Source organism: Xanthobacter sp. AM11 (genome assembly GCF_047444035.1).
Taxonomy (GTDB): domain Bacteria; phylum Pseudomonadota; class Alphaproteobacteria; order Rhizobiales; family Xanthobacteraceae; genus Xanthobacter.
Map to the genome: position 1 here is coordinate 3,111,603 of NZ_JBLAOA010000001.1, position 24,641 is coordinate 3,136,243.

Below are 24,641 nucleotides of genomic sequence, written 5' to 3' on the forward strand. Positions count from 1 at the left end.
GTCGGTGCTGCGCCGGCGAAATTGAGGGACGGACACGACTGCCGTCCAGATTGCACTGCAATGTGACGTAAACGTGCTCTATGAAGGGCTGCCCCGTTTGAGGCGAGGAGCGCCGATGTCCAAAGATGTGCGCGCCGAATTCGGCCGCGCCACCGCGCTGCACCGAGAAGGCCGGTTCGAGGAAGCCATCGGCATCTACCGGCGCCTGTTGCGGGCGCAGCCGGCGGTCTTCGATGTGCAGCGGCTGCTGGTGATGGCGCTGTTGCAGGCCGGCAAGCCCCGGGAGGCGTTCATCGCCGCCCGCAAGGCGCGGGAGGACCACCCCTCCAATGCCCATGCCCACCTCCTGCTCGGCGCCGCGCTGGAGGGCGACGGCAAGTGGGAGCGCGCGCTGTCGGCCTTCGAGGCCGCGGCGGTGCTGGACCCGGCCCTGAAGGAGGCGCACTACCTCGCCGGCAACATGCTGGTGCGGCTCGGCCGTCTCGCCGAATCCGTGGCCCGCTTCGACCGGGTTCTCGCGCTTGATCCGCGGGGGGTGGAAGCCCTTGCCAACCGCTCGGTTGCCCTGTCCCGCCTGGGAAGGGCGCAGGATGCGCTGCGCGATTGCGAGCGGCTGGTGGAGTTGCAGCCGTGGGAGCCGCGCCACCTTCTTTCCAAGGGCGGCGCCCTGCTGGAGCTGGGCCGCTTCAAGGATGCCGCCGCCACGGCCGTAGCCGCGCTGCGCCTCGCGCCGAATCTGGGCGATGCCCATTTCCTGAAGGGCCAGGCCCTTGCCGGCCAGGCGGATGTGGCCGGGGCGCGGGACGCATTCGCGGCGGCGGTCACCCATGCGCCGGGCCATGCCGCATTCCAGGCGGCGCTGGCCCGCACCGAGCGGCAGATGGGCAACCATGCGGCCGCCCGCGCTTTGTGCGAGGTGGTGCTGGCCGGCAATCCCGGCGCGATCCCGGTGTGGCAGGAACTGGCCGAGGTGCGGCGCGAGCAGCGCGACTGGGACGGCGCCCTTGCCGCCGTGGACAGGGCGCTGGAGGCGGAGGGCGCGTCGCCGCCGGCCCTCACCACCAAGGCACGCCTGCTTGCCGATGCGGGCCAGGCGGCGGAAGCCCGCGCGCTGGTGGATGCGGCGCTGCAGGCGGATTCTGCCTTCCCCATGGCGCTTTATCTGCGCGCCTGCGACGACCTCGCCGAAGGGCGCTGGGCGGAGGGCTGGGCCGGCTATGAGAGCCGATCCTCCTTCCTGCCGCCGCCCTATCGCCCACTGCCGTTCACCCGCTGGGACGGACGTGAGGTGCCGGACGAACTGATCGTGCTTGGCGAGCAGGGGATCGGCGACCTCATCCAGTTCGGCCGGCTGCTGCGGCTCCTCGCCGACCGGGGCATTGCGGCGCGATTCGTGACCAAGGAACGCCATGTGCCGCTGCTGGCGCGGATTGATGCCCGCATTTCGGTGACGACCGACCTCTCCGGCGTCGATGTCTCCCGGCCGGGGCTGCGCTGGGTTCCCCTGGCGAGCCTGCCGGGCCTGATCGCGCCCGATCCCGCCGATTGGCCCCGCGCGCCCTACCTCACGGCCGATCCCGCGCGAATCGGCCGCTGGCAGCAGCTGGCAGGCGAAGGCTTCGCCATCGGCATCTGCTGGCAGGGCGACCCTTCGCCCACGGTGGACATCGGCCGCTCGGCGCCGCTGGAGGCTTTCGCCCCGCTTGCCGCGCTGCCCGGCGTGCGGCTGGTGAGCCTGCAGCGCGGGGTGGGGACGGAGCAGCTCGACACCTGCACCTTCGCCGAGCGAATCGTCCGTCTCGGGCCGGACTGGGATGCGGATGGAACGTTTCTGGATACCGCCGCGCTGCTGCATCACCTCGACCTGGTGGTGACCACCGACACCTCCCTGGCCCATCTGGCGGGCGCGCGCGGCGTGCGCACCCTGGTGGGGCTGCGCGCCGTCCCGGACTGGCGCTGGCGGCGGGCGGGCGAGACGACGCCGCTCTACGGCACGGTGCAACTGGTGCGGCAATCGCGGGCGGGGGACTGGTCGGACGTGTTCGCCCGCATGGCCCGCATGGTGTGCGACATGAAGGGCGAGGCGGCGTGATGGGGGCGGGGGACCGTCTCATCCTGGCCCCGGTTTCCGCCGGCGAGCTGATCGACAAGATCACCATTCTGGAGATCAAGGCCGCGCACATTGCCGATGCGCAGGCGCGGGCCAACGTGCTGCGCGAGCTTTCCCTGCTGGTGAGCCTGCGCGACGAGCATGGAATCGGCCCGCAGGTGGCGCAGCTCACCGCGGCCCTGGCCGAGGTGAACCGGCGCCTGTGGCAGGTGGAGGACGATCTGCGGGCCTGCGAGGCGGAAGGCAGATTCGATTCTGCCTTCGTGGAGCTGGCGCGGTCCGTCTACCTGCAGAATGACCGGCGCGCGGCGCTGAAACGGCAGGTGAACCTGCTGGTGGGCTCGGCGATCGTCGAGGAGAAGTCACATTTCCCGGCAAAGGACTGAGCGCGCGCCTTGCAAAGGCCGCCGGTGTTCGGCATAGGAAGGGCAGCGGGAGACGTGGCCGAGAGGCTGAAGGCACTCGTTTGCTAAATGAGCAGACCCCCAAAAGGGTCTCGAGGGTTCGAATCCCTCCGTCTCCGCCACCCCATTCACGAAAAATCAAATGAAGGCAGCCCCTTGCCTGGCCCTGCCAGGGCCTGCCTGCGGCGGGCAGTCCGGTATTTTGGTAGGTCAAAACCGGGAGTGCCATTCCTGCAACACTCACCGGAAAACCACCCTTTTGGAGGCGTGATCTGTACCGTTTCGATTGATCACAGGTCGGCCTTTTGTATGTTGGCTTTGCGACGAAGGGGGGCAGTCCCCGGTCGCCCATCACACGTTCGGTGGTGTTCGAAGAAGCGATTTGGACGTGTGAATGGGAATCGGGGCAAGAACCCTCTCGGGGTGCAGCCGCACCGGCGAAGCGGAACTCGCTCCCTCGGAACCAAACTTGGAGGTCACGATGAAGATGGTGAAGAGCCTTCTCCTCGGCAGCGCGGCGGGTCTCGTCGCGGTCGTGGGGGCCCAGGCGGCCGACCTGCCCGTGAAGGCGAAGCCGGTCGAGTACGTGAAGATCTGCTCCGCCTACGGCGCGGGCTACTTCTACATTCCGGGCACCGACACCTGCCTGAAGATCGGCGGCTATGCCCGCTTCGATACCTATGTGAACGCGGTCGGCACCTTCAACCCGGCGATTGCTTCCACCACCGGCGCCGCCTTCAATGGCCCGGGCGTGGGTGTGTGGGCTTATCCGTTCAACGATGCGGATGATTCGGACTACCTGACCCGCGTTCGCGGCGTGTTCGACATGGACGCCCGCACCCAGACCGATTACGGCACCCTGCGTTCCTACGTCCGCTTCGGCATGGAGTGGAATTCGCAGTCCGGCGCCGGTTCGGGCTCGGGCAGCGGCTTCTATTTCGAGCGTGCCTTCATCCAGTTCTCCGGCTTCACGTTCGGCTACACCCAGTCGTTCTTTGACACCGGCCTGAACTATATGATGACGACCCCGTATGCGGGTTCGAACACCTGGACCACCCTGGCCGCCTACACCGCCCAGTTCGGCAACGGCTTCTCCGCGACCCTGTCGCTGGAAGACGCCGCCAACCGCACCACCGGCGTGCAGATGACCGGTTCGACCGCCCAGCCGGTGTTCAACATCGCGACCGGCGCCACCGGCCTCACCTACACCAACTATCAGGGCGGCCAGCAGGCTCCCGATATCGTCGCCAACCTGCGCATTGACCAGGCCTGGGGCTCTGCCCAGCTCTCTGGCGCCCTGCACCAGGTTGTCGCCACCGAGCCGCTCTATGCCGGCTTCTTCCCCGGCGCTGCCTCCACGGACAGCTGGGGCTGGGCCATCGGCGGCACCGTGGAGTTCAAGCTCCCGATGCTCGCCAAGGGCGACAGCCTGTTCATCCAGGCTGGCTATGAAGAGGGCGCGGCCAACTACCTCGGCCTCTCCGGCACTGCCCAGGGCAAGGCCACCGGCGTCGGCGCCATCGACATCACCCAGGTTGGCGGCTCGCTGTTCGGCAACGGCGCCTTCTACACGGTGGCCGATGCTGTCGCGATCAACACCTTCGGTGACTACAGCCTGACCTCCGGCTGGTCTCTGCAGGGTCAGTTCCGTCACTACTGGACCCCGGGCCTGCGCTCGGCCCTGTATGCCGGCTACCTCGCCTACGAGACCCCCGACAACATCGTCGCCGCCTTCAACTTCAACATGTGGCAGGTTGGTGTGAACACCATCTGGTCGCCTGTGAAGAACCTCGATATCGGCGCCGAAGTTCTCTACACCAAGGTCGATGGCTCCGTGCCGCTCGGCAACTACAACTCCATCAGCTCCACCGGCGGCAACAACCTTGCCCTCGTCGGCGGCTCCACCGACATCTGGTCGGGCGGCGTGCGCGTGCAGCGCAACTTCTGATCGCGGCATCAGCCTCGGTTCGGGAAGCTCCGGCGGGAAACCGCCGGAGCTTTTCTTTGTCTGCGTAGTATTCATATGCCGCATTTTTTCATGTGAATTTAGAATGATCCTATAATAGCGGTACCCCATTCCATTTCTTGTTGATTCTTGGCACTATGCCGCTGCTTCGGAGCGGAATGCTCCGTTGTGTTTAGCCCGGAAGATGTCATTCGGCTGTCCGATGTCCCGAATACAAATGAGATGGCAGGCGGATACCAACTTGCCGGCTATTTTATCTTCCGTTGCGTAATGCGGGCGTTGCCTGGACTGTCTGTCGCACCCGCGCGGTAAAAATGCTGTCGCCAGGGTCTTGTGCCGACGGCGTTCGAATGAGACAAACGATACAATGTATCGCTTGGGGTTCTTATGATGCTTTCGACCGCTTTCCTGCAGCGCCGGCGCTTGGCCGGACCCGTTGCGGCAGCTGCGGCGTTCGCGCTGACCGGTCTTGTGTCGGGCGCCGATGGTGCGCGCGCGGCAGACATGCTGCCCACCAAGGCCCAGGCCACCTATATGCGCGCCTGCCCGGCCCAGGGCGAGGGCTTCTATTATATCCCCGGCACGGACACCTGCCTGCGTGTGGGCGGGTATTTGTGGGCGGAAGGTTATTACAACAGCTATACCGACTACCCGCCCGAGAATGACGACACCTATTCCATCGCCACCGCCGGCGTCATCCTGGATGCGCGGACGGAGACGGAATACGGCACCCTGCGGTCCTATATCGAGAGCCGGTTCAAGTGGCGCACTTCCGACCCCTGGTCGGACCGCCCGAACGGTACCGAAATCGAATTGTGGAACGCCTACGTCCAGTTTGCCGGCTTCACCTTCGGTCACGCCCAGTCGTTCTTCGACTTCTACGCCAATGCCAATGTACTCGGTACTGATCCCGGCACCATTGGCGATGACGTGCGCCTCAACCTGTTCGCCTACACCTATGAATTCGGGAAGGGCTTCAGCGCCAGCTTCTCGTTCGAAGACGCGGCCGATCGCGCCTCCGGCATCCAGCCCGGCGACCCGTCCATTCCGGACGTCTATGAAGACTACCAGACCGGCAACCGCTTCCCGGACATGGTGGCGAACCTGAAGTATGAGGGCGAGTGGGGTTCCGCGCAGATTTCCGGCGCGCTCCATCTGGTGAATGCCTCTTCGCTGCTGGCGCCGACCACGGTGACGCAGGATACCTGGGGCTATGCGCTTCAGGCCGGCATCATGTTCAACCTGCCGGCCCTGGGTGAGGACGATACGCTCTACCTGCAGACGGCTTATGCGGACGGCGCCACCTCTTATCTCGGCCTGCAGGACCCCTCGGGCTCCTATGCCGCCCCGGACGCCTTTCTCGGCGTCTTTGGCCTGAGCAAGGTTTCGGGCTGGAACTTCACCGCATCGCTCCTTCACAATTGGAACGAGAAGTGGAGCACCGCTCTGTTCGGCGGCTATGCGGCCTACGACTTCAACAATATCGCCGCGCAGGCCTTCTACGGCGCCTCGGGCGGGGTGAACTACAATGTGGGCGGCTATCTCGCCTTCGCCCCCGTGAAGCAATTCACCGTTGCCCTCCAGTACGACTACACCTTCAACGAGGCGTCGGACTGGGTGCCCACCGCCTTCTCCCCGGCGCTTGCCTCGGTCAGCGCGAACCGCGTGCTGCTGTTCGTCTCGCGCGACTTCTGAGCGGGAACTGCGCCCGTGCGGTGCAGCCTCGCCTGCCGGAGAGGATAGGGAGCGGGCCTTGCCCGCTCCTTTTGTTTGTGCGGGGCTGCTGGAAACGACCCCGGCAAAGGACATGAAGGACCGGCACCGGTCCTGCTTCGCCCGCCCGCCAGCCGCACGGCGCTTGCGTCCCTTCCGGTTTCGGCCGGTGCCGCCGGATGCCCACCCGCCGTCCGAATCCCATCCGCATTATTCAGGGTCCCCCGCGGCCCCATATTTGGCGGCGGACGCTCCGCGCAAGCGGTTGGCCCATGTGCCGGCGTGCGGCTGCGGGTGCCGGAACCCGGCCCCTTTCCCGCCGGGACGTGTTGCCGGGCCATGGGCCGGCCCCTGCGAAACGCTTTGCCGCTCCTGGCGCGTGCTGAGACTTTCGGATCGTCGCATAAATGTGCTGAAGTCGCCGATGCGTGGCGCCGCGTCGGCGGATGAAGCGGTGCCGGCCGCCGTGCATGCGCGCAGGCGCAGGCAGGCGCCGCGCCGGCAGGCGGAGCGCGGGCGGGAACGGGAGAGTTTTGCGCATGGTGGTCGGGGACCCGGGAGTTGATCGCCGAGATCCCGGCGATGCGGCGCCGCGCGGCGATTCTGCGGGAGGAGAAGGACGCCGGCTCCGGCGCTGGTGGCCGCTCGCCGTCGGGTTCGTCGCCTGGTGCGCGCTGGCGGCGGCAACCCTCGCCACGGCGCGCGGCCCCATTGAGCAGGCACTGTCCGCCGCCGCGGCGGAAACCCTCGCGCGCACGGGAGAATCCTGGGCCGCCGCCCGTTTCTCGGGCCGCGATGCCACCCTTGAGGGCGAGGCGCTGGCGGAAGAGGCGCGGATCAAGGTACGTGCTTCGCTGGAGGGCTTGTTCGGGGTTCGCGTGGTGCACGACGGCACCACCCTCCTGCCGGAGCGGCGGCCGTTCACCTTCAGCGCGGTGAAGGATGGTCGGGTCATCGCCCTTGCCGGCTATGTGCCCTCCGCCGACTCGCTGGCCCGGATCGTCGCGGCCGCCCGCGCCGGGGGAGACCAGGTCACCGGGCAGGATCGGCTGGTGCGGGCGCGTGGCGCGCCGCCGGGGGATTTTGCAGCGCTTGCCGCCTTCGCGCTCGGGCAATTGAAGAAGCTGCCGTCCGGCCGCATCACCATTTCCGATGGCGCCTTGGCCATGGAAGGCCGCGCCCGCGACCTTGAGAGCTATGATGCGCTGGCGCAGACCATGCTTGGGCCGCTGCCCGACGGCATGACGCTGGCGCGCTTCGCGGTGCGTCCGCCGGTGGCGGCGCCCTTCGCCTGGTCCGCGGTGCGCAATGGCAATCTGCTGCGCCTCTCCGGCTTCGTGCCTTCGGCGGCGGCGCGCGAGGAGGTGGCTGCAGCCCTCTCCTCCGCCATGCGGGGAATCGGCATCACCGACGACACCCGGCTGGCGGACGGAGCACCCGCCACCGACCCGTGGCTCAAGGCGGTGCGTTATGCCGCGCTGGTCCTCGCCCAGCTGCCCGAAGGGCGGGTGGTCCTCTCCGACAGCACGGTGGCGGTGGAAGGGGTGGCCCCCAGCTTCACCGCCTTCGATCGCCTCATGGCCGCCCGGCGCGCGTCGCCGGAGGGCTTCCAGGTCACGCGCTTTGCCGTGGAGCCGCCCCGCGCGGTGCCCTTCACCTGGCGGTTGGAGCGCACGGCGGATGCGGTGCGCCTTGGCGGATTCGCCCCCTCCGAGGATGCGCGCCGCCTTTTGTCCGACGCCGCGCGCTCCACCTTCCCCGGGGTGCAGGTGGTGGATGAGATGCAGCTGGCATCCGGCGGGCCGGCACCGGAACTGTGGGTCAGCGCGGCGGGCTTTGCGGTGGCCCAGCTTGCCAAGCTGCGCACGGGGGGCGCGGACGTTTCCGGCACACAGGTGACCCTCTCGGGCGAGGCGCTGGATTCGGCCGCCTATCGCCTGCTCATGCAAGCGGCGAAAGCGCCGCCGCAAGGGGTATCGGCCATTGCCGACAATGTGCGCCCGCCCACCATCTCGCCTTATGTCTTCTCGGTGCGCCGGGAGGGGGGCGAAGCTCAGCGTCTCCGGCTTCTATCCCGACGCAGCGGCCCACGAGGCCCTCACCGCTGCCCTGGAACGCGACTTCCTGAAGGAGAAGGTGAACGACCTTTCCGCGGTGGGGGGCGGCGCGCCGGCCGGTTTCCTGCCGGCGGTACTGGCGGGGCTGGAGCAATTGTCCCGCATGGCTGGCGGCGAGCTCAGCCTCGCCGACACCCAGCTGCGCCTCTCCGGCACCGTGCTGGTGCCAGGCGCCGCGGCGGAGATGGCGGCCGAGCTGAAGGCCGGCGTGAAGCCGCCCCTCGCCGTGGAAATGGCGCTGGAGCTGGCGCCGCCCCAGCCGCCGGTGCCAACGCCGGCCTGTGCGAAGCTGGTGGGGGATTTCCTCGCCCGCGGCACCATCCGCTTTGCGAGCGGGAGCGCGGACATCGACAGGCGCAGCCGGGGCCTGCTGGATCGCCTCGCGGTCACGCTGATGCGGTGCCCGGATGGTGTGGTGCATATTTCCGGCCACACCGACGGCACCGGCGATGCGGAGGCCAACCGGCGGCTTTCCGAGGCGCGGGCGAATGCCGTTCTGGCCTATCTCGCCGCCGCAGGCATCGCCACCGACCGGCTGTCGGCGGTGGGCTACGGGTCGGGGCAGCCGCTGGCCCCCAATGATACGGAAGCCGGCAAGGCGCTGAACCGGCGCATCGAGTTCGAGGTGAAGGAGCGCGCGCCGTGATCTATCTCGCCCTTGCCTTGTGGCCTTACCTTCTTGGCGCGTTCGGCATCGGGCTGGCCACCGGCTTCGTGCTCGGCCGCCGTGAAACGGGGAGGCAGGGATGACCGCGTTCAATGTGGAAACGCTGCTGCTGCTGGCGCTGGCCTTCCTTCTCGGCCTGGGCCTCGGTCTGTTGCTGGCCCGCCGGCCGCGCCGGGGCGCGGCGGGGGTGGTTTCGGCCGCCCAGGACGGGGCCGGCAGGGGCGGGGAGAGCCAGCCGCCTGCAGTCGCTGCGGCGCCGGCCGCCCCGTCCGGGTCGGCGGCGGCTTCCGGCGAAGCGGCAGCGGTGCCGCCGTCCGCCGTGCGTCCTTGCGCGCCCACCGAGCCTGCCGAGCCGGCACCTGCGCCGCCGGCACCGCCGCTGCCCGCGGCGCCAGCGGCCGAGCCGGCCGAGCCCCATGGTTCGCCGGCCGCACCCCCTCCGGCTGCGGTGCCGGCGGAGCCGGACCTGTTCTCGCGCTTCATGGGCACTGCCGGCACCATGGGCGATGCGCCGCGCGCCGGCAGGGCGCAACCGCCCGCCGCGCCGAGCGCTGCCACGCAGAGCGAGCGTCATCCGGGCCAGCGGCCGCCCACCCTGGCGGAACCGGACGGCGGAACGGCGGACGACCTGAAGCTGCTCAAGGGCATCGGCCCGCAGAACGAGCGGCGGCTTCATGCCCTCGGCATCTTCCACTTCCGCCAGATTGCCGGCTGGACGGCGGACGAAGCCTTGTGGGTGGGCAGCTATCTGGCCTTTCCCGGCCGCATCGAGCGGGAGGACTGGATCGGCCAGGCGAAAGCCCTCGCCGAGGGCCGCCCGGAGCAGGAGCCCGAAGGGCGGAAGCGGAGATAGGGGGCCGAGGGGCAGAAGGAAAACGGCCGTCCGAGGGGCGCGACGGCGCCGGTGGCGGGCCAGCGAAACATGTCCCGGCCATGGCGATCCATCGGCTGGTCATGGCTGCGCGACGCCCCGGGGGGGCTGGCCACGGCGCTGTTCAGCAGAGGGAGGGCGCTTCACGACGCACGGGCAGGCGCAGCACTCATCCCTGTCCGTTGATGGCGCTCCACCAGCGGGGAAGGCGGGAAAAGGCGGGCGCCGTCACCGCCCGCCGCGCAGGTCCGCTTCCATCTGGAGCTTGGTTGGGATGTTGAAGCGCACCTTGTAGACTTGGTAATTCTCCATCACCCGCTGCACATAGTTGCGGGTTTCCGAGAAGGGAATGGATTCCACCCAGTCCACGACGTCCACATCCGGGTCGCGCGGGTCGCCATAGCGCTGGATCCATTTGGCCACGCTGCCCCGCCCAGCATTGTAGGCGGCGAAGACCAGAACATAATTTCCGCTGTAGTTCTGCACCAGCTCGCCCAGCTCGGCGGCGCCGAACTGCACATTGTAGGACTGGTCGCTCATCAGGCGGGATTCATTGTAGGGCGCGCCGGTTTCCTTCGCCACCTGCCGCCCCGCCGCCGGGGTCACCTGCATCAGGCCCATGGCCTTGGCGCTGGAGAGGGTGCGGGGGTTGAACTGGCTCTCCTGCCGGGCCACGGCATAGATGGCGGCCTTGTCCACGGGGAAGCCGATGGGGGTGTAGGCCGGAAGGCCGAAGGTGGGAAAGGCTTCCGCCTCCAGCGGGTGCCCCTCGGCGAGGCCTTCCTTGCCCACCACCAGCGCGCCGCGCGCGTCGCCGTTCGATTCGGCGACATTGGCGAGCATGGCGAGCTGGGCGGAATCCTCCATGCGCCAAGCCAGATCGTAATAGATGGTGAGGGGAATGTCGCGCTCGCCGATGGCGTAGAGCATGCGGATCGCCTTCACCGGCTCCAGCCGCGCGAAGGTGTTGCGGCTCTCGAACGACGGGGAGGGCGTGCCGCGCAGCGTCACCGGCGCCATGCCCAGCTTGGTGCGGGCGAGCTGGCCGTAATAGGTGGCGGAAAACTGCGCCGCCGCCTCGTAGCCCGCATGGGCCCGGCCGCGGTCGCCCATGGCCTCGGCCGCGCGGGCCTGCCAATAATAGGCACGCGAGAGGGTGATGGGGTGTTTCTGCTCGTCGTCGATCTTGGCGAAATGCTGGGCGGCGGTGCGCGGGTCCTTGAGGTGGCGCAGGGCGATCCAGCCGGCGGTGAACTGCTGCTCGGCGCGGTAATTGTCGGCCTTGGGGGTGACGCCGGTGGCCGCCACCCGATAGGCGGTCTGCGCATCGCCGGCATCCAGCAACTCGCGGGAGACGAGGCGGCGCTCGATCCACCATTCATCCGGGTCGGCCCGGGCGGCGTCGGCGCCGGCCCCGGCGAGGAGGGCGCGGGCGGCCTCCTGCGGCTTGTCGGCCCGGCGCGCCAGCTGGGATTTCGCGAACAGGTAGGCCGGATCATTGGCCAGCGTGAACGGCACCTGGGCCAACAGCTTCTCGCCGTTCGCCTCCTTGCGGGCGATGGCCATGCGCGCCTTGGTGAGGGCCACCACATCCGAGCCGGCGCGGGCGGCGGCGCGCAGCGCGCGGTCGGGATCGGGCTTGTAGCTGAATCGGTCGGCGCGCAGCTTGTGATCGGTGCGGCTGAGGAAGCCGGAGAATTCATCGAGAATCTTGTTCTCGAACAGCTCGTTCAGCTCGTCCTCGCGCCACGCCTCGCGCACCCAGTCGGCGGCATCGGAACGGTTGCCAGTGGAAACGAGATAGCGGGCCAGCGCCACCTTGCCCTCGCCGGAAAGGGGCGGCTGCTCGGCAAAGAAGGCACGGGCCTTGGCCGGGTCGCGATTCTCCTGGAACAGCACCCGCTCGGCGCGGCGGCGCAAGGTGGACTGGGTGGGCCAGCCGGGCTTTTCGCGCAGGAATTCCGCAATGGTGTCGAAGCCGAGGTCATTGGGGGCGTGGCGGATGACCAGCCAGGTGACGAGACTGCGCGCCACCGGATCGTCAAGCTGCTGGGCGGCACCCATGGCCTCGCTCGCACGGCCGTTGCGGGCCGCGGCGACGGCCACCTTGAGGGTGGCGAGAGATCCCCCGGCAATATGCCCCGAAGCGCCCACGGTGGGCGCAGCCTGGGGCGGCGGGGGAGGGGTGATGCGGGCCGTCGTGGCCTTGCCCGCCGCGGGCTTCGCGGCGGTGGCGGGCTTTGCCGGCGTTGCCCCGGGCTTGCCGGAGGCGGCCTTGCTCTTGTCTGTGCTGCTCTTGTCTGTGCTGCTCTTGGCCGGGGCCTTGGCGTCCTTGGCTGCGGGCTTGGCGTCCTTGCTGGCCTTCGCATCCTTGGCCGCGGGCTTGGCCGGGGGCATGGGGGGCGAATCCGGTGCCGCAGCGGCAGCCCCGCTCCAGGCGAGGGCAACCGCGAGCGCTCCCACGGAAATCAGGCTCGAAACACGCGTCATGAAGCTCCCTCGCGGCGCGGCCGTTTTCGACAGGGTCGTTCGTGCGCCGCATGTTCCGCCAGCCATGTTGACGAAAGCCTAACCAGAATTGCGCGCAAAGGGGGCAAAAGCGGGGCTGGGCCCGCCATGCGAGCCCCCTTTCAAGCGGGCCGGCAAAAGGCTAAGGGTTCAGACCCACGCCCGTCGCTCGCCCGAGCGGCCCGGGCGCCTTGACGGTGGCAATCACGCAATCGTCATCGGCTCATCGATCAGCCAGGAACCAAGGCGTTCGCCATGTCGCCCATCCCGTCCCCGTCCCGCTTCCGCGGCTCGTTCACCGCCCTCGTCACCCCGTTCCGCGACGGCGCGCTCGACGAAAAGGCGTTCCGCGCCTTCGTGGACTGGCAGATCGCCGAGGGTACCCACGGCCTCGTTCCCGTCGGCACCACCGGCGAGAGCCCCACCCTCACCCACGAGGAGCACAACCGCGTGGTGGAATGGACCGTGGACCAGGCGGCGGGCCGGGTGCCTGTCATCGCCGGGGCCGGCTCCAACAACACGGCGGAGGCGGTGGCGCTGGCCGAGCACGCCCAGAAGGCGGGCGCAAGCGCGCTGCTGGTGGTGACGCCCTATTACAACAAGCCCACGCAGGAAGGCCTCTACCGCCACTTCAAGGCCGTCTCCGACGCCGTGGACCTGCCCATCTTCATCTACAACATCCCGAGCCGCTCGGTGATCGACATGTCGGTGGAGACCATGGCGCGGCTGTTCGAGCTGAAGAACATCGCCGGCGTGAAGGATGCCACCGCAAACCTTGCCCGCGTCTCGCTTCAGCGGCAGGTGCTGGGCACCGATTTCATCCAGCTTTCCGGCGAGGATGCCACCGCTTTGGGCTTCATGGCCCATGGCGGGCACGGCTGCATCTCGGTGGCCTCCAACGTCGCCCCGCGCCTGTGCGCCGACTTCCAGAACGCCTGCCTGGCCGGGGATTTCAAGGCGGCGCTGGCGATCCAGGACAAGCTGATGCCGCTGCACACGGCGCTGTTCGTTGAGACCAATCCGGCCCCCACCAAGTATGCCCTCTCGCTTCTGGGCAAGATGAGCGAGGAGGCGCGCCTGCCCATGGTGCCGGTGTCCGAGACCACCCGGGCCGTGGTGCGCAGCGCCATGGTGCATGCCGGCCTGATCAACTGAGGCACGTTGCCGGACCTCAATTTGCGGGATGCGCGGGGCTCTCGATCCGGCCCCGCCGGTCTGCCCAGCCTTGCGCTCCAGCCCCATCCCGCTTGCCTGAGCGGTGCGCCGAGACCACATTCTCCCCATGAGCAGCAAGAAGAACGAAGCCCCGCGCAAGATCGCCGCCGACAACCGGCGGGCGCGGTTCGACTATGAGATCGGCGAGGTTTTCGAAGCCGGAATTGCGCTTACCGGCACCGAGGTGAAGAGCCTGCGCACCGGCAAGGCCACCATCGGCGAAAGCTATGCCGCCCAGAAGTCCGGGGAGATGTGGCTCTACAACGCCTATATTCCCGAATACCTGGAGGCCAACCGCTTCAACCACGAGACCCGGCGCCCGCGCAAGCTGTTGCTGCACAAGCGGCAGATCGACAAGCTCGGCCATGCGGTGGAGCGGGAGGGGATGACCGTGGTGCCGCTGAAGATCTATTTCAATGATCGCGGCCGTGCCAAGGTGGAGATCGCCATCGCCCGGGGCCGCAAGACCCATGACAAGCGCGAAGCGCTGAAGGAGAAATCCTGGGAGCGTGACAAGGCGCGGCTGCTGCGCGACCGCGGCTGAGGCCCGGCACCGCAGGGCAGGGGAGGACGGACATGATCGGCTTCGACCACTGCGTCGTCCATGTCAGCGACTTCGCGAAGTCCAACGCCTTCTACGCCTGCGTGCTCAAGGCCGAGGTGGTGCCCGTGGGCGCCGGCTTCGCCTATCGCTTCGGCGACCACCAGCTCAACCTGCACGGCCCCGGCCTCGATCCGCGGCCGGTGGCCCGCCTGCCGGTTAAGCCGGGCAACAGCGACCTGTGCTTCCGCTGGGACGGGCCGATCGCGCAGGCGGTGGCCCACCTCGCCGCTCATGGCATCGTGCCCGAGCTTGGGCCGGTGCCGCGCTTCGGCGCACGGGGGCAGGGGACCAGCGTCTATTTCCGCGACCCGGACGGGTCGCTGCTGGAGTTCATTTCCTACGAGGACGCGCCATGACCACCTATGAGTCCCTGCCGGAGGAACTGCCGGTACCCGAGGACGACGGTGCGGCCGTGCACCTGCCGGGCCTTGAGCTTCCCATCATCCACCTGCCGGCCACGGACGGGCGGATCGTGGACCTTTCCGCTTTGTCCGGGCGGGCGGTGGTCTATGCCTATCCGCGCACCGGCGTTCCCGGGGAGCCCCTGCCGACGGGCTGGGACGACATTCCCGGCGCCCGGGGCTGCACGCCGCAGGCCTGCGCCTTCCGCGACCATTTCGAAGAGCTGAAGGCGGTGGGGGTGGAGCATGTGTTCGGCCTGTCGCTGCAGGACAGCGCCTTCCAGGCCGAGGTGGCCGAGCGGCTGCACCTGCCCTTCGCCCTCCTGTCCGACCACCAGCACGAGCTGACCCGCGCCATCCGCCTGCCCACCTTCACGGTGGACGGCCAGCTGCTGCTGAAGCGCATCACCCTCATCATCGACGAGGGCGCCATCTCCCATGTGTTCTACCCGGTGTTCCCGCCGCACGAGAGCGCGGCGCAGGTGGTGGCGCACCTTCAGGCGGCCGGGCCCACATAGGCCCGCACCGCGGCGAACACCGCCTGGAACATATCCGGCGTCAGCACCCGGGTATTGGTGTTGTAGCGCGAGCAATGGTAGCTCGCGAACAGGCGCACGCCGCCCACCTGGTCCTGCGCCCCATGGCCGAAGCGCAGGCGGGAGGCCTTTTCGCCCAAGGCGGCCAAAGTGGAATCGTGGGCGATCTTGCCCAGGGTGACGATGGCCGAAAGGCGCGGCATCTCGGCAATGGCGGCAGAAAGATACCGCCTGCAGGTGCGGATCTCCTCCGGCGTCGGCTTGTTCTGGGGTGGCACGCAGCGCACGGCATTGACGATGCGCGCGCCGGTCAGCGCCAGCCCGTCATCGGGCCGGGCGGCATAGGTGCCGCGGGCGAAGCCGAACGACAGCAGGGTGGCATAAAGCAGGTCCCCGGCATAATCGCCGGTGAAGGGCCGTCCGGTGCGGTTGGCGCCGCGCAGGCCCGGGGCGAGGCCGACGATGAGCAGGGGCGCGTCCACCGGGCCGAAGGCCGGCACCGGGGCATTGTGCCAGGAGGGCTCCGCCGCGCGCCACGCGTCGCGGAAGGCGGCGAGGCGCGGGCATAGCACACAGTCCCGTCCCGGCTCTGCCGCCGCGGCGGCGGGGCTTGCCGGCCCCGGCTTCTTCGTCGCCATGGCTCAGGCGTCGCCGTCACCCGAGGCGGCCACGTTGCGCCGTTCCAGGAAGCGCGGCGTCTCCTGCATCCGCCCCTGCCGTTCGGCCGGGTCGCGGCCGATCTTGGGTTGCAGCTCCACGAGGTCGATGAAGACGTCCGCCTGGCGGCGCAGGTCGTCGGCGATCAGGGGCGGCTGGGTGGAGATGGTGGAGACCACGGACACCCGGATGCCGCGGCGCTGCAACGCTTCCACCAGGGAGCGGAAGTCGCCGTCGCCGGAGAACAGGACGATATGGTCCACATGGCCGCACAGCTCCATGGCGTCCACGGCAATCTCGATGTCCATGTTGCCGCGCACGCGGCGGCGGCCCTGGGCATCGGTGAATTCGCGGGCCAGCTTGGTGACCACGGCATAGCCGTTATAGTCCAGCCAATCGAGCAGCGGCCGGATCGAGGAGTATTCCTGGTCCTCGATGAGAGTCGTGTAATAGAAGGCGCGCAGGAGATACCCGCGGCTCTGGAATTCCTTCAGCAACCGCTTGTAGTCGATATCGAAGCCGAGCGCTTTGGTCGCGGAATACAGATTGGCGCCATCTATGAGAAGAGCGATCTTTTCCTGGCCCTGCATACAAAAGGTCCGCCGATGGAAAGGGTTGGGCGTAACGGAGGAACGGCTGTAATTTACGTCGTCCTGCCGCCTTTCTCCGACGAAGGCCAGCCCAAAGCAAGCGAAAAAGGCAGGCGAGGCTTGCCCATCCTGGGGAATTGCTGTATCGACGCGTCCTTCCCGGGTCAGGAGCATGCGCCGTTCCGCCTGCCAGACAGGCGGGCGGGCAGATGGGCCTGTCCCGAGAGGCGAGCCGGAAATGCCCGCGGCGACGAAACCGCATCTGTTTTGTCGCAGGCCTCCGGCTTGATGGTCCAGCGCCGCATGCGCAGGCGCTTGCATGCGCACGAGGGAGTGACGAGCCCATGGCCCGTGTCACGGTTGAAGATTGCATCGACAAGGTGGACAACCGGTTCGAGCTGGTGCTGCTCGCCGCCCATCGCGCGCGGATGATCTCGTCCGGCCAGCAGATCACGGTGGATCGCGACAACGACAAGAACCCCGTCGTCGCCCTGCGCGAGATTGCCGACGAGACGGTGAGCCCCGAGGATCTCAAGGAAGACCTCATCCACTCGCTCCAGAAATATACCGAGGTTGACGAGCCGGAGCCGGAAGCGGTGCCGATGATCGCTTCGGGCGACAGCTCGGGCGGCGAGGATTCCGATGTCATGCTCGACCGCATGACCGAGGAAGAGCTGCTCGCCGGCCTCCAGGGCCTCGTGCCGCCGGAGCATACGGACGACGACGAGGGCTGACGCCCCCGCGGCGGCCTGGCGCCTGTCCCGATTCGCGGGGCCGGCCTGATCGGCCGCTCACATCCGGTGGTGCTGACGTGATGGGCCTGATCCGGTCGAGCCGACCGGGTCGGGCCTTTTTGCGTTTGCCGGGTCCCATCGGGATCGGCGGCGGATGGGCGCCTCGGCAGCAGCGGCCCGCACGCCCATGATGGCGCGTGTCCCGGCTTGAGCCCGGGCGGAGCGACCTGCGGAGCGACCTGGCGCGGTGGGGAACCCTCTGCCGCTTGCGGGGGAGGGCAGGGCGGGGGAAGCGGTGCTTCCTCCCTGCCGTCCCATTTGATCGGTGAATCGCCCTCTCACTTAAGGATAGAGAACGCGTTGTCCGATCAGCTTGCGATGCAAGCTGATCGGCGCGTGCTCTAATGCAGCACGGCCCCGGAATGGGCGGCCGGGGCGGTGGCGATGGGCCCCTGCAGGGCGAGCTTCAGGAAGCGCTCGCCCGTCACCGGCCGGCTGAACAGGTGCCCCTGGCCATAGTCGCAGCCGCGCGCGCTCAGGAAGTCGCATTGCTCGGGCGTCTCGATGCCTTCCGCCACCACCTCCAGCCCCAGCGCCCGGGCGATGGAGATGATGGCGATGGCGATCTCCGCGTCGGCGGCGCGGGGCAGGTCGCGCACGAAGCTGCGGTCGATCTTCAGCTTGCTGATGGGGAAGCGCTTCAGATAGGCGAGGGAGGAATAGCCGGTGCCGAAATCGTCGAGGGCGATGCGCACGCCCTCATCCTTCATCTCCCGCAGCTTGCGCTCGGCCGAGGCGCGCACCTCGAACAGCACATTCTCGGTGATCTCCATCTCCAGCCGCTCGGCCGGCAGGCCGGTGCGCTTCAGCACGGCCCGCACCGTGTCGCACAGGGTTTCGCGCTGGAACTGGCGCGGCGAGAGGTTCACGGCGATGAAATCCAGGTTGGCGCCGCGGGCGAGCCAGTCGGCCATCTGCCGGCAGGCCTCTTCCAGCACCCATTCGCCCAGGGGGTCGATGAGCCCGGTCTCCTCCGCCAGCGGGATGAAGCGGTTGGGGGTGACGAGCCCGTGCACCGGGCTGTGCCAGCGCACCAGGGCTTCGGCGCCGCGGATGCGTCCGGTGGCCAGATCCACCACCGGCTGGAAATTGAGCTTGAACTCGTCGCGCACCAGGCCGCGGCGCAGCTCGGCCTCCATCTCCATGCGCACGCGGGCGCTGCGCGTCAAAGCGTGGGTGTAGAAGGCATAGCCGCCACGCCCGTGGGACTTGGCCTCCGCCAAAGCGGAATCGGCGTGCTGCAGCAGCTTGTGGGCGCTGTCGGCATCCTCCGGGTAAAGGCTGATGCCGGCGCTGGCGCCCAGATAGACCTCGCGGCCGTCGGCGAGGACGAAGGGAGTGGAGAATTCATGGATGATGCGCGTGGCCGTGCTGGCGGCATCGTCCGGCCCCCGCACCTCCTCCAGGATGACCACGAACTCGTCGGCGCCGTAGCGCCCCAGGGTGGAATCGGCGTCGAGGGCGGCCTTGATGCGGGCGGCGGCCATCTGCAGCACCTGGTCGCCGGCGAGGTGGCCGAGGCTGTCGTTGACCGTCTTGAAGCGGTCCAGATCCACGAACATCACCGCGCACGCCTTGTCCGGCCGGCTCACCGCAAGGTCGAGCAGGGAGGCCAAAAGGGTGCGGTTCGGCAGGTCGGTCAGGGGATCGTAATGGGCGATGCGGTCGAGCTGGAATTCGGAATGCTTGATCTGGGTGATGTCCTGGAAGGCGCCCACATAGCTCTGCGGCGCTCCCGAGGCGTCCATCACGGTGCTGATGGTGAGCTGCTGGAGGAAGACCTCCCCGTTCTTGCGCCGGTTCCAGATCTCGCCCTGCCATTGCCCGGCGTCCACCAGCGCGCGCCACATGCTGCGGTAGAACTCGCGGTCGTGCCGGCCGGAATGCATGATGCGCATGGTCTGGCCGAGAATCTCCCGCGGCTCGTAGCCGGTGATGCGGGTGAAGGCGGGGTTGACCGCCGAAACCACCCCGGCAAGGTCGGTCACCACCAGGCCTTCGTGGGAGGAGGAGAACACCGCCGCCGCCAGCCGCAGGTGCCGTTCGGTCTGCTTGCGGGCGGTGATGTCGGCGATCATGCCCACCACCCGCGTCACCGCCCCGTGGGGATCGCGGGCGGCAAGGCCGTGGGACTGGAAATCGTGGTAGCTGCCGTCGGGCAGGCGCAGCCGCACCTCGCAGGAGAAGCCCTGCGCGCCGCCATGGGCAAGGCTGCACCAGCTGCGGGCCACCTTGCGGCGGTCCTGGCGGTGCAGCAGCCCGTTCCAGATGTGGCGGATGTCGGCGGGCGCGTCGGCGGAAAGGCCCAGCAGCGCGCGGGTGCGCGGCGACAGGTAAAGGCTGCCGGTGCGCACGTCGAGGTCCCACACCCCCTGGTCGGAGCCCTTCACCGCAAGGTCGAAGCGCTCCTCGCTTTCCCGCAGCGCGCCTTCCGTGGCGTGCCGGGTGGAGACATTCTGCGCCACCACCAGGATCTGCTCCGGCGCGCCGTCGGCGTCGCGCACGAGGGAAAAGGTGCAGGCGAGCCATAGGGCCGGGGCATCCTTGGGCGCGAAGTGCTCCTCGGTCTGGATGTCCGTCGCCGCGCCCGCCAGCAGGGCCGCGGCGAGGTCGGCGCTGCTCAGGGTGGCGGCGGGGTCCCGCAGCTCCCAGAAGCTGCGGCCCACGATGGTATCGGGGGCAAGGCCCAGGAAGTGGCAGAAGGTGGCGTTGGCCCGGGTGATGGTGCCGTCGGGGGCAAGGTGCATCATGCCGGTGGCGGCCTGGTCGAAGGCGGCACGGAAGCGCGCCTCGGCGGCATTGACCGCCCGCGTCGCCTCCAGCTCCCGCGCCGCATCGCGCAGGCGGGACTTCTGCCAGAGGCCGCGGCCCACGGCGAGGGCCAGAAGCAGCAGCGCCAGCGCCAGCGCCGAGGAGAGGAAGGCCGAGGTGCGCGCGCCGGCGAGAATTTCGTCCCGGTGGATCTTCACCACCAGCGCCGCCTGGCTGCCGGGAATGGGGCTGCGCACCGCCAGCACCGCGTGGCCCATATGGTCGGTGCCGATGCCCGAGGCGGCGGGCCGGTGGGGGCCGGCGGCGAAGTCGTAGGGGTCGGTGGTGAAGTTGCGCACCCCCGTTTCCGACGGGGTGCCGTTCAGCGCGGCGATGACATTGGTGCCGCCCCGCTCGTCCGGCCGCACCACGAGGGCTTGCGCGGTGGGGGTGGAATTGAACACGGCGGCCAGCAGGGGATGGGTCTGCGGCTGGGTGGCCGATTGCACGAACAGCACACAGCAGGCCTCGGTGCCGCGCACCGGGATGTTCACCAGAAAGCCGAAGGTGGAGGAGTGAGCGCCGCTGGCCAGCGGCGGCACGGCGGTGGTCTGGCCGGTTGCGGCCACCCGCGCGACCATGCCGGCAAGGTCGGGCCGCCGCGGCTCGCCGCCGGTTCCCAGCAGGAAGCGCCCGCCCGCGGTCCACAGGTCGAGTCCCTCGAAGCCGAAGGCCCGCACGCTCTCGGCCAGGAGGATGCGCAGCCGGTCCCGCCCGGCATCTCCGCCGGTGGCGTGCCAGCCGGCGATATCGTCGGCGATGAGCCGGCTCGATCCCAAGGCGAGCGCCGCCGCTTCGAGCCGGGCGCGCTCCTGGGCCAGGCTCTTCACCTGCACCTCGGCAAAGCCGGTAAGAAGGGTGCGGGTGCTGGAAACCAGGCTTTCGACGCTGGCCTGGTACACCAGAACCGTCACCACGAGCAGGGTCGCGGCGAGGGTGAGCAGCGCGCCCACCGCGGCGCGCACCGGCGCCCGGCCGCCCCGCCGTGGCAGGGCGGAACGCGCCGCCGGGCGCGCGCCGGCCCGGCGCGCCATGATCCGCATGGCCAGATAAACGATGGCGCCGATGGCGGAGGCGGCCACCAGGGCCAGCACCGTGGCGGTGAGCGTCGGCGCGCCGCTGAACGGCGGCGGTGTCGCCGGCGCGGCCGCCGCATCCCAGGCGACGGATGCTCCCACCCCGACCGCTCCGCTCTGCGCCAGGAGGCGGCGGAGCCGGCTATGGGACGCTGTGTTCATCGGCCCCCATCCTCCGCCCGGAACGGCATTGCCCTTGCGTCGCCCATGGCCATGCCACATTCATTATCTGCGCCACGGTCGAAAAACGGAAGCAGGGAAAAACACTTAGACGCAATTCGCGTATCCGGTCACACCTGCAGCCTAAGGTCTTGCCCGCCGGCCCGTCTTCACCCAAATATGGGAGATGGCCCCGCCGTCCTTGAAACGGCGGGGCCGGGAGAATTGCCATGACCGTTGTTTCCGAGCCGAAGCCCGCCAAGCGGGCCCTGCCCCCTGTCATCCGCATCACCGATGCCGCGGCCGCCCGCCTGCGCGAGATTCTGGCCGATGGGACCGAGCCGGGAGCCGCCGTGCGCGTGGGCGTCGAGACCGGCGGTTGCGCGGGCATGTCCTACAAGCTGGACACCACCACCAATGTAGGCCCGCTCGATGCCGTGGTGGAGGACAAGGGCGTGAAGGTGGTGGTGGATTCCAAGGCGGTGCTGTTCCTTCTGGGCACGGAGATGGATTTCGTCACCGACAAGGTTTCCGCCCAGTTCGTGTTCAACAACCCGAACCAGACCTCGGCCTGCGGCTGCGGCGAATCGGTGGCCATCACACCGGCTTCCGAGGCCGGCGCCAAGATCTGAGGGCGGGCCCCGTCCCGGCCTCGCCTGCATGGCGGGGACAGTCGCGGTCCTGACGGGAAATCGCCTTCACCGGATCGACCGGATGGCGTCACCGACTGGAGGAGGGCGGCTGCGCGCAGCCAACCGGGCCGGTTTTCAAACAGATTTCGGCCGGCGGGCCGGTTCAGGCGGTGTTCATCGAGGCTGCGGCAAGAGGGTGACGGCGCAAGCGCGGAAATCTCCTGGCGCGCCACAGATGTCACACAGCCAAAAGGTGGAATCTTGACCCCATCACTTCTCGCCACACTGCTGGCGAGCCGCATTTTCGGTGTCTTCGCCCGCATCGTTCTCACCTTCGTCTTCTGGTCGGCCGGCCTGGGTATGGCCGCGGACTACGCGGCCGCCCTCGCCGAAATGTCCCATTTCGGCCTGGAGCCGGCGGCCCTGTTCGCCCCGGCGGTCATCGCGCTGCTGCTGGCGGGCTCCGCCTTCGTCATCCTCAACCGCTGGGCGTGGCTCGGCTTCGGAATTCTGGCGGCGTTCACGGCGCTGACCATTCCCATCGCCCATCCGTTCTGGGCCATGGAAGGCGCCATGCGGATCGCCGAATTCCATGTGGTGATGGAACACATCAGCCTCATCGGCGGCCTCATGGTGGGCGCCGTCCTGTGCCACAGGCTTGAGCAGGAGCGCTGAGGACAAGGCAGGCCGCCGCGTTGCCGGCGGCCTCCGACTTGCCTAATGTCGCGCTCCCCGGAGCCGGCCACCCGCCGCCGGGCCAAACCCGCGGACGTGGCGAAACCGGTAGACGCACGAGACTTAAAATCTTGCGCCGCAAGGCGTGCGGGTTCGAGTCCCGCCGTCCGCACCAATTCTGAAATGTCCTGTTTTTCAATAGGCTGAACGGGCAGGATAGGGGCACGGGAACGGATTCGCCGCGTGGTGCTCGCCTTGGCGCCGTGCCTGCGCCTCCGGCCGCACCATTTCCCAAGGGGCGCCGGCAGTTGTGCGGTGGTGCTCCGGTTCGCATTCGGGCACACAGATGATGCATGCTTCGCAAACCCGGTCCGGTGGCCAGATCCTGGTGGACGCCCTGAAGGTCCATGGCGTCGAGATGGTGTTCTGCCTGCCGGGGGAGAGCTTCCTTCCCGTCATCGACGCGCTGGCGGGCGCCACGGCCATCCGTACCATCGTCACCCGCCACGAGGCGGCGGCGGCCAACATGGCGGAGGCCTATGGCAAGCTCACCGGGCGCCCCAGCGTGTGTTTCGTCACCCGCGGTCCCGGTGCCAGCCATGCGGCCATCGGCGTGCATACGGCGGCGCAGGATTCCACCCCGCTCATCCTGTTCATCGGCCAGGTGAATTCGGCCATGCGCGGCCGCGAAGCGTGGCAGGAGGTGGATTACGAGCGCATGTTCGGCGGCATGGCCAAGTGGGTGGTGGAGGTGGACCGGCCCGAGCGCCTGCCCGAGCTGGTGTCCCGCGCCTTCCATGTGGCCATTTCCGGTCGGCCCGGCCCGGTGGTGGTGGCGCTGCCGGAGGACGTGCTGGAAGCCGTGGCGCAGGTGGACGACGGGCAGGCCTACCGCCGCATCGCCGCCTGTCCCGGCGGTGACGACCTCGCCCGGCTCGCAGCCATGCTGGAGGCCAGCGAACGGCCCGTGGTGCTTGTCGGCGGCGGGGGATGGGATGCGCGCGCCTGCCGGGATTTCCAGCATTTCGTCGAGGCGTTCGACCTGCCGGTGGCGGCGGCGTTCCGGCGCCAGGACATCCTGGACAATCACCACCCCAATTATATCGGCCATGCGGGCCTCGGCCCCAGCCCGAAGCTGACGCAACGCATCCGCGCCGCCGATCTCATCCTGGCCGTCGGTCCCCGCCTCGGGGAAACCACCACCTCCGGCTACACGCTGTTCGAGGTGCCGCGGCCGTCCCAGCGCTTCGTGCATGTGCATGCGGATGCGCTGGAGCTGGGCCGGATCTATCAGGCCGACCTCATGATCAATGCCGGCATGGGCGAATTCTGCGCCGCCGCGGCCGCCCTGCGGCCCCGCGGACCGGCCGGCTGGCGCGCGCCGGCGCCCTGGAGCGGGCAGGTGCGGGCGGCGCGGGCGGATTATCTCGCCGATCAGGTGCCCGGCCCCATGCCCGGCCGCCTCGATCTCGGCGCGGTGATGACGCACCTGCGCGAGAGCCTGCCGAAGGACGCCATCCTCACCAACGGTGCCGGCAATTATGCCATCTGGGTGCACAAGTTTCACCGCTACGGCGGCTTTCGCACCCAGCTGGCGCCCACCTCCGGCGCCATGGGCTATGGCCTGCCGGCCGCCATCGCCGCCAAGCTGCTGCACCCGGGGCGGGAGGTGATCTGCTTTGCCGGCGACGGCTGCTTTCTCATGAGCGGGCAGGAACTGGCCACCGCCGCCCAGCATGGGGCCGGCGTGGTGGTGGTGCTGGTGAACAACGGCATGTATGGCTCGATCCGCATGCACCAGGAGCGGGAATATCCCGGCCGGGTGTTCGCCACCACGCTGCAGAACCCGGATTTCCCCGCGCTGGCCCGCGCCTATGGCGGCCTTGGCGAGCGGGTGGAGGAGACGGCCGGCTTCCCTGATGCCTTCGCCCGGGCGAGGGCCTTCGCCGCCGAAACCGGCAAGCCGGCGCTGCTGGAACTGGTGATCGACCCCGAGGCCATCACTCCCACCGCCACGCTGGCGGGCCTGCGGGAAGCGGCGCTCCAGGCCGGGCGCGGCTGACCCTTTTAAATGGATCACGCGCCGGCGTGCTGGGGAGGCATGACGGCGCGCGATCGGAAGGCGTGGAATATAA

General features: G+C 68.8%; 18 protein-coding genes, 2 tRNA genes and 1 pseudogene. 17 read left to right on the forward strand and 4 right to left on the reverse strand.

The features are described 5' to 3' along the window. The first annotated feature begins 115 nt into the window (after positions 1 to 115). From ACI7BZ_RS14295 to ACI7BZ_RS14325, 8 genes and pseudogenes are all read left to right on the forward strand, one after another. Positions 116 to 2,092 (forward strand): tetratricopeptide repeat protein, encoded by a 1,977-nt coding sequence (locus tag ACI7BZ_RS14295; protein ID WP_414117849.1) that lies wholly within the window; start codon positions 116 to 118, stop codon positions 2,090 to 2,092. Beyond that, positions 2,092 to 2,496 (forward strand): DUF6165 family protein, encoded by a 405-nt coding sequence (locus ACI7BZ_RS14300; RefSeq protein ID WP_414117850.1) that lies wholly within the window; start codon positions 2,092 to 2,094, stop codon positions 2,494 to 2,496. Before ACI7BZ_RS14295 ends, ACI7BZ_RS14300 begins: the two co-directional genes overlap by 1 nt. A gap of 48 nt (positions 2,497 to 2,544) precedes the next feature. Continuing rightward, positions 2,545 to 2,636: transfer RNA gene (locus ACI7BZ_RS14305), tRNA-Ser, on the forward strand. A gap of 359 nt (positions 2,637 to 2,995) precedes the next feature. After that, entirely contained in the window at positions 2,996 to 4,462 is a 1,467-nt protein-coding gene (locus ACI7BZ_RS14310) for a porin (RefSeq protein WP_414117851.1), read from the forward strand. Between the two features lie 522 nt (positions 4,463 to 4,984). After that, positions 4,985 to 6,175, forward strand: coding sequence for a porin (locus tag ACI7BZ_RS14315; RefSeq protein ID WP_414117852.1), 1,191 nt, complete (start codon positions 4,985 to 4,987; stop codon positions 6,173 to 6,175). 1,595 nt (positions 6,176 to 7,770) lie between these two features. Then, positions 7,771 to 7,926: pseudogene (locus ACI7BZ_RS22105) on the forward strand (hypothetical protein); the annotation flags it as partial. Between the two features lie 286 nt (positions 7,927 to 8,212). Next, positions 8,213 to 8,956: an OmpA family protein gene (locus ACI7BZ_RS14320; protein ID WP_414117853.1), complete on the forward strand. Its 744-nt coding sequence runs from the start codon at positions 8,213 to 8,215 to the stop codon at positions 8,954 to 8,956. A gap of 100 nt (positions 8,957 to 9,056) precedes the next feature. After that, on the forward strand, positions 9,057 to 9,830 hold the full coding sequence (locus ACI7BZ_RS14325; RefSeq protein WP_414117854.1) for a helix-hairpin-helix domain-containing protein: 774 nt from the start codon (positions 9,057 to 9,059) through the stop codon (positions 9,828 to 9,830). Between the two features lie 246 nt (positions 9,831 to 10,076). Here ACI7BZ_RS14325 and ACI7BZ_RS14330 read toward each other — a convergent pair whose 3' ends face one another. Then, complete coding sequence (locus ACI7BZ_RS14330) at positions 10,077 to 12,338, reverse strand: lytic transglycosylase domain-containing protein (protein ID WP_414117855.1); 2,262 nt, start codon at positions 12,336 to 12,338, stop codon at positions 10,077 to 10,079. Between the two features lie 273 nt (positions 12,339 to 12,611). Between ACI7BZ_RS14330 and dapA the strand changes: the two genes are divergently transcribed. The 4 genes from dapA to ACI7BZ_RS14350 all read left to right on the forward strand — a co-directional run bounded on the left by dapA (position 12,612) and on the right by ACI7BZ_RS14350 (position 15,094). Then, complete coding sequence (gene dapA / locus ACI7BZ_RS14335) at positions 12,612 to 13,511, forward strand: 4-hydroxy-tetrahydrodipicolinate synthase (RefSeq protein WP_414117856.1); 900 nt, start codon at positions 12,612 to 12,614, stop codon at positions 13,509 to 13,511. A gap of 127 nt (positions 13,512 to 13,638) precedes the next feature. Further along, complete coding sequence (gene smpB / locus ACI7BZ_RS14340; RefSeq protein WP_414117857.1) at positions 13,639 to 14,115, forward strand: SsrA-binding protein SmpB; 477 nt, start codon at positions 13,639 to 13,641, stop codon at positions 14,113 to 14,115. Positions 14,116 to 14,147: 32 nt separating this feature from the next. Then, complete coding sequence (locus tag ACI7BZ_RS14345; protein ID WP_414117858.1) at positions 14,148 to 14,531, forward strand: VOC family protein; 384 nt, start codon at positions 14,148 to 14,150, stop codon at positions 14,529 to 14,531. Further along, the gene (locus tag ACI7BZ_RS14350) at positions 14,528 to 15,094 is read left to right on the forward strand and encodes a peroxiredoxin (protein WP_414117859.1); all 567 of its coding nucleotides are present in this window, start codon (positions 14,528 to 14,530) and stop codon (positions 15,092 to 15,094) included. Before ACI7BZ_RS14345 ends, ACI7BZ_RS14350 begins: the two co-directional genes overlap by 4 nt. On the opposite strand, the gene ACI7BZ_RS14355 is transcribed toward ACI7BZ_RS14350, so the two are convergent. Continuing rightward, complete coding sequence (locus ACI7BZ_RS14355; protein ID WP_414117860.1) at positions 15,073 to 15,750, reverse strand: uracil-DNA glycosylase; 678 nt, start codon at positions 15,748 to 15,750, stop codon at positions 15,073 to 15,075. The two genes, ACI7BZ_RS14350 and ACI7BZ_RS14355, sit on opposite strands and share 22 nt — an antisense overlap. A gap of 3 nt (positions 15,751 to 15,753) precedes the next feature. Beyond that, positions 15,754 to 16,359, reverse strand: a complete 606-nt coding sequence (locus ACI7BZ_RS14360) for a LabA-like NYN domain-containing protein (protein ID WP_414117861.1) — start codon at positions 16,357 to 16,359, stop codon at positions 15,754 to 15,756. Positions 16,360 to 16,703: 344 nt separating this feature from the next. On the opposite strand from ACI7BZ_RS14360, the gene rpoZ reads away from it, so the two are divergent. Next, on the forward strand, positions 16,704 to 17,093 hold the full coding sequence (rpoZ, locus tag ACI7BZ_RS14365; protein ID WP_414117862.1) for a DNA-directed RNA polymerase subunit omega: 390 nt from the start codon (positions 16,704 to 16,706) through the stop codon (positions 17,091 to 17,093). Positions 17,094 to 17,494: 401 nt separating this feature from the next. On the opposite strand, the gene ACI7BZ_RS14370 is transcribed toward rpoZ, so the two are convergent. Further along, the gene (locus ACI7BZ_RS14370) at positions 17,495 to 21,142 is read right to left on the reverse strand and encodes a sensor domain-containing protein (RefSeq protein WP_414117863.1); all 3,648 of its coding nucleotides are present in this window, start codon (positions 21,140 to 21,142) and stop codon (positions 17,495 to 17,497) included. A gap of 287 nt (positions 21,143 to 21,429) precedes the next feature. Between ACI7BZ_RS14370 and ACI7BZ_RS14375 the strand changes: the two genes are divergently transcribed. From ACI7BZ_RS14375 to ACI7BZ_RS14390, 4 genes are all read left to right on the forward strand, one after another. Further along, positions 21,430 to 21,831 (forward strand): HesB/IscA family protein, encoded by a 402-nt coding sequence (locus ACI7BZ_RS14375; protein WP_414117864.1) that lies wholly within the window; start codon positions 21,430 to 21,432, stop codon positions 21,829 to 21,831. 261 nt (positions 21,832 to 22,092) lie between these two features. After that, on the forward strand, positions 22,093 to 22,506 hold the full coding sequence (locus ACI7BZ_RS14380) for a DoxX family protein (RefSeq protein ID WP_414117865.1): 414 nt from the start codon (positions 22,093 to 22,095) through the stop codon (positions 22,504 to 22,506). Between the two features lie 90 nt (positions 22,507 to 22,596). Next, a tRNA-Leu gene (locus tag ACI7BZ_RS14385) sits at positions 22,597 to 22,681 on the forward strand. 171 nt (positions 22,682 to 22,852) lie between these two features. Continuing rightward, positions 22,853 to 24,568, forward strand: a complete 1,716-nt coding sequence (locus tag ACI7BZ_RS14390; protein ID WP_414117866.1) for a thiamine pyrophosphate-binding protein — start codon at positions 22,853 to 22,855, stop codon at positions 24,566 to 24,568. Positions 24,569 to 24,641: the final 73 nt, after the last annotated feature.